General features: G+C 37.5%; 5 protein-coding genes and 1 pseudogene. 3 read left to right on the top strand and 3 right to left on the bottom strand.

Going from position 1 to position 3,562, the window contains the following annotated elements; translation table 11 throughout:
• Positions 1-140 precede the first annotated feature (140 nt).
• From pth to ACT8YW_RS22475, 3 genes are all read right to left on the bottom strand, one after another.
• On the bottom strand, positions 141-707 hold the full coding sequence (pth, locus tag ACT8YW_RS22485; protein WP_444107204.1) for an aminoacyl-tRNA hydrolase: 567 nt from the start codon (positions 705-707) through the stop codon (positions 141-143).
• Positions 708-843: 136 nt separating this feature from the next.
• Complete coding sequence (locus ACT8YW_RS22480; RefSeq protein ID WP_004302060.1) at positions 844-1,434, bottom strand: 50S ribosomal protein L25/general stress protein Ctc; 591 nt, start codon at positions 1,432-1,434, stop codon at positions 844-846.
• 137 nt (positions 1,435-1,571) lie between these two features.
• Positions 1,572-1,973 carry a PUR family DNA/RNA-binding protein gene (locus ACT8YW_RS22475; protein ID WP_004302061.1) on the bottom strand — a complete coding sequence of 134 codons (402 nt, stop codon included), beginning with the start codon at positions 1,971-1,973 and terminating at the stop codon, positions 1,572-1,574.
• 168 nt (positions 1,974-2,141) lie between these two features.
• On the opposite strand from ACT8YW_RS22475, the gene nusB reads away from it, so the two are divergent.
• The 3 genes and pseudogenes from nusB to ACT8YW_RS22460 form a co-directional block, all read left to right on the top strand.
• Entirely contained in the window at positions 2,142-3,068 is a 927-nt protein-coding gene (gene nusB, locus ACT8YW_RS22470; RefSeq protein WP_444107203.1) for a transcription antitermination factor NusB, read from the top strand.
• Between the two features lie 39 nt (positions 3,069-3,107).
• A complete protein-coding gene (gene yajC, locus ACT8YW_RS22465; protein ID WP_004302063.1) occupies positions 3,108-3,431 on the top strand; it encodes a preprotein translocase subunit YajC in 324 nt (107 codons plus the stop codon).
• A 20-nt stretch (positions 3,432-3,451) separates the two neighbouring features.
• A pseudogene (locus tag ACT8YW_RS22460) lies at positions 3,452-3,562 on the top strand (YbbR-like domain-containing protein); the annotation flags it as partial.

Here is a 3,562-nt window from a genome sequence, read left to right as displayed (position 1 = left end):
GCACTAATTACGCTAATTTTTAACTAATAAATCAAATACTGATTCGCATTATTTAGTGATAAGTAATTAGTTGGTTAGTGGACGTTATCATTGATCGCTAACCGTTCATTACTATCTTTATTTTTTATAGAACGGGTTCGTCATTTCTTGTTGAACTGGTTCATTGTGATGTCGATACCGGCAAGACAGAAACTTTTGATAATTTCCCCTGCCATCTCCAGTCTTTCATCCATTGTCTTCCAGTCTTCATCAGTGAAGTGACCGAGTACGTAATCGATTTGTCTGCCACGTGGAAAATCACTCCCGATTCCAAAACGCAGACGGGCATAGTTTTGAGTCCCCAGAGTGGCGGCAATATGCTTTAATCCGTTATGGCCTGCATCACTTCCTTTTCCTTTTAGACGTAACGTTCCGAAAGGAAGGGCCAGATCGTCTACTACGATCAGTACATTTTCTAATGGAATATTTTCTTTCTGCATCCAATAGCGAACGGCCAATCCACTCAGGTTCATAAAAGTCGATGGCTTGAGCAGGATCAACTGACGTCCTTTGATGGAAAAGCTGGTGGTGAATCCATAGCGCCCATCCATAAAAGGAGGAGCATTGTTAATTCTGGCCAATGCTTCTACTGTCATGAATCCGATATTATGTCGGGTTTCATGATACTCGGGACCAATGTTTCCCAGTCCGACAACTAAATATTTTATCATCGTTTTTCCGTAAAACAGTTCATTAATATAGAAAGAGAAACGCAGATTAATACAAATTAATGCAGACTGAACATCTGCTTTAATCTGCATTAATCTGCGTTTGAAGTATATCTCTTTACAGGGATAATCTCAATTACTTGCCAGCGGCTGCTGCTGCACCTCTTGCTGCACGAGTCAACTTAACGGCACATACAACGGCTTCTTTAGCACTAATCAGTTCAAGGCCTTCGAAACTCAATTCGCCAACTTTAACAGTCTTGCCCAATCCCAGGTGAGAAACGTTAACGATCAGTTTTTCAGGAATTACATTGTACAAAGCTTTCACTTTGATCTTACGCATCTGCAGTGCAAGTTTACCACCGGCTTTCACACCTTCTGCAAGACCTTCCAATTGTACAGGTACTTCCATTACGATAGGTTTAGCTTCGTCAATCTGATAGAAGTCAACATGCAGGATAGTATCTTTTACCGGGTGGAACTGAATATCTTTCAGGATAGCGTTTACTTTTTTGCCATCGATAACCAAGTCTACAACGTAGATGTGCGGAGTATAAACCAAGTTACGAAGTCCTTCGTTAGTCACTGTGAAGTGAACTACTTCATTACCTCCGTAAAGTACACAAGGTACACCACCGTTCTTACGAATTTCTTTCAAAGCTCTTGCTTGTTCAGAAGAGCGTTCTGCAATTGTTCTTGCAGTTCCTTTTACTTCAATTGATTTCATTTCTTTAAAAATTTGTGTTACTCTAAATTAAGTTAGTTTGCTTAATTCACCATCACACGATGTGGATTATCACACGATGTTGCAAAAAAGCGGTGCAAAAGTACGTCTTTTTTTTGAAATATCAAAGAGTTACTTTCTTAAAAGTCAATATCGATCTTAATTTCGCTCTCTAACTTGTTTTCCCGGGCTTCTTCGATTGCTTTCTGTTCACTTTCTTCATCCGCTTCGGTGTTCAGGCGGGCGATGTATTCGTTCGCATCACTGCACTCAATGAAGTTGACTGCTTCTTCGAGTCCTGCCATAAACTTCTGAAAGTCCTCCCTATATAGGAAGATTTTGTGTTTTTCGAAACTAACCTGAGAATCGTCACCTTCTCCCGTTATCACTTTCTTACTCTCTGTAATAGCCAGGAACATTTCATCTTTACGATTCTTCTTTACGTCAAGGTAATAGATGCGTTTACCTGCTTTAATGGACTTGGAGAATACAATCTCCTTATCATTCATGTCTGCGCTCATTTTCTTTTTTAAATCTTCCATATCTTTCGGTCCGTTTATAATCGGCCTCAAAATTGGATATTTTTTTTAAACTGTCAAAAGAAAAAGCGCAGAGAATCAAATACTGCATTAAAAAATGTGATTTATTAGTGGAAACTCATTAAAAATATCTACTTTTGCAGTTCGATAACAACAGTATTAATTTGAATTATGATCAACAGAGTTCTTATTCGTCTTAAGATTATACAGATAGTATATGCCTATTATCAAAATGGCAGCAAAAATCTAGACTCAGCGGAGAAAGAGTTATTCTTTAGTCTTTCAAAGGCGTATGACCTTTATAATTATTTGCTAATGCTGATGATAGCATTGACAGAGTATGCACAAAAACGTATTGATGCGGCAAAAGCTAAATTGGCACCTACGAAAGAGGAGTTGTATCCCAACAGGAAGTTCGTAGATAACAAGTTTATTGCTCAATTGGAAGTCAATAAGCAATTGGTAGAGTTTATAGCCAATCAAAAAAGAACTTGGGCAAACGACCAGGACTTCATCAAGGAACTTTATGAGAAAATTGTAGAAACCGATATCTATAAAGATTATATGGCTTCTGACGACCACTCATACGAGGCCGATCGTGAATTATGGAGAAAACTCTATAAAACATACATCTTTAATAATAATTCTCTCGATCAGGTATTGGAAGATCAGAGTCTGTATTGGAATGATGACAAAGAAATTGTAGATACATTCGTCCTGAAAACGATCAAACGTTTTGATGAAAAGAAGGGTGCCAACCAGGAACTGCTTCCGGAATTTAAGGATGACGAAGATCAAGAGTTTGCACGTCGTCTGTTCCGTCGTACTATTTTGAATTCCGACTATTACCGTCATTTGGTTAGTGAGAATACAAAAAATTGGGATCTGGACCGTATTGCATTTATGGACGTTATCATTATGCAGACTGCATTAGCAGAAATTCTTAGTTTCCCGAACATTCCGGTCAGTGTTTCGTTAAATGAATATGTAGAGATAGCGAAGTTGTATAGCACAGCTAAAAGCGGTAGCTTTATCAACGGTACGCTGGATGGAATAGTTAATCAATTAAAAAAAGAAGGTAAGTTGACTAAAAACTGATACCTTTGTCCATATAGTAGAAACTAAAACAGATTATTTATGAACGTATTGACTGTATTATTGCAAGCTCCTGCCGGTGCTGCCGGAGGTGGAAGTATGATGTGGATCATGCTGATAGCTATGTTTGTTATCATGTATTTCTTTATGATCCGTCCTCAGAATAAGAAGCAAAAAGAAATAGCAAATTTCCGTAAATCTCTTCAGGTAAATCAGAATGTGATTACTGCAGGTGGTATCCACGGAACAATCAAGGAAATTACTGACGATTACATAGTACTTGAGATTGCTTCTAATGTAAAGATTAAAATAGACAAGAATTCTATTTTCGCTGATGCTTCAGCTGCTAGCAATCAATCTAAATAATAGTTGATAAATAAGTGCCTATGTTTGATCGTAGGAAAATAGAATATACATATTTAAAACTATCAAAGAAAATTAAGGATTTTCTGCTCAGTGATAAGAGCAGAGAGTTCTTAATTTTTTTATTTTTCTTC

Origin of the sequence: Bacteroides sp. (assembly GCF_052357945.1) — a bacterium.
GTDB lineage: Bacteria > Bacteroidota > Bacteroidia > Bacteroidales > Bacteroidaceae > Bacteroides.
The sequence above is the reverse complement of the archived record's forward strand: the minus strand, read 5'-3'. Positions and strand labels throughout refer to the sequence as shown.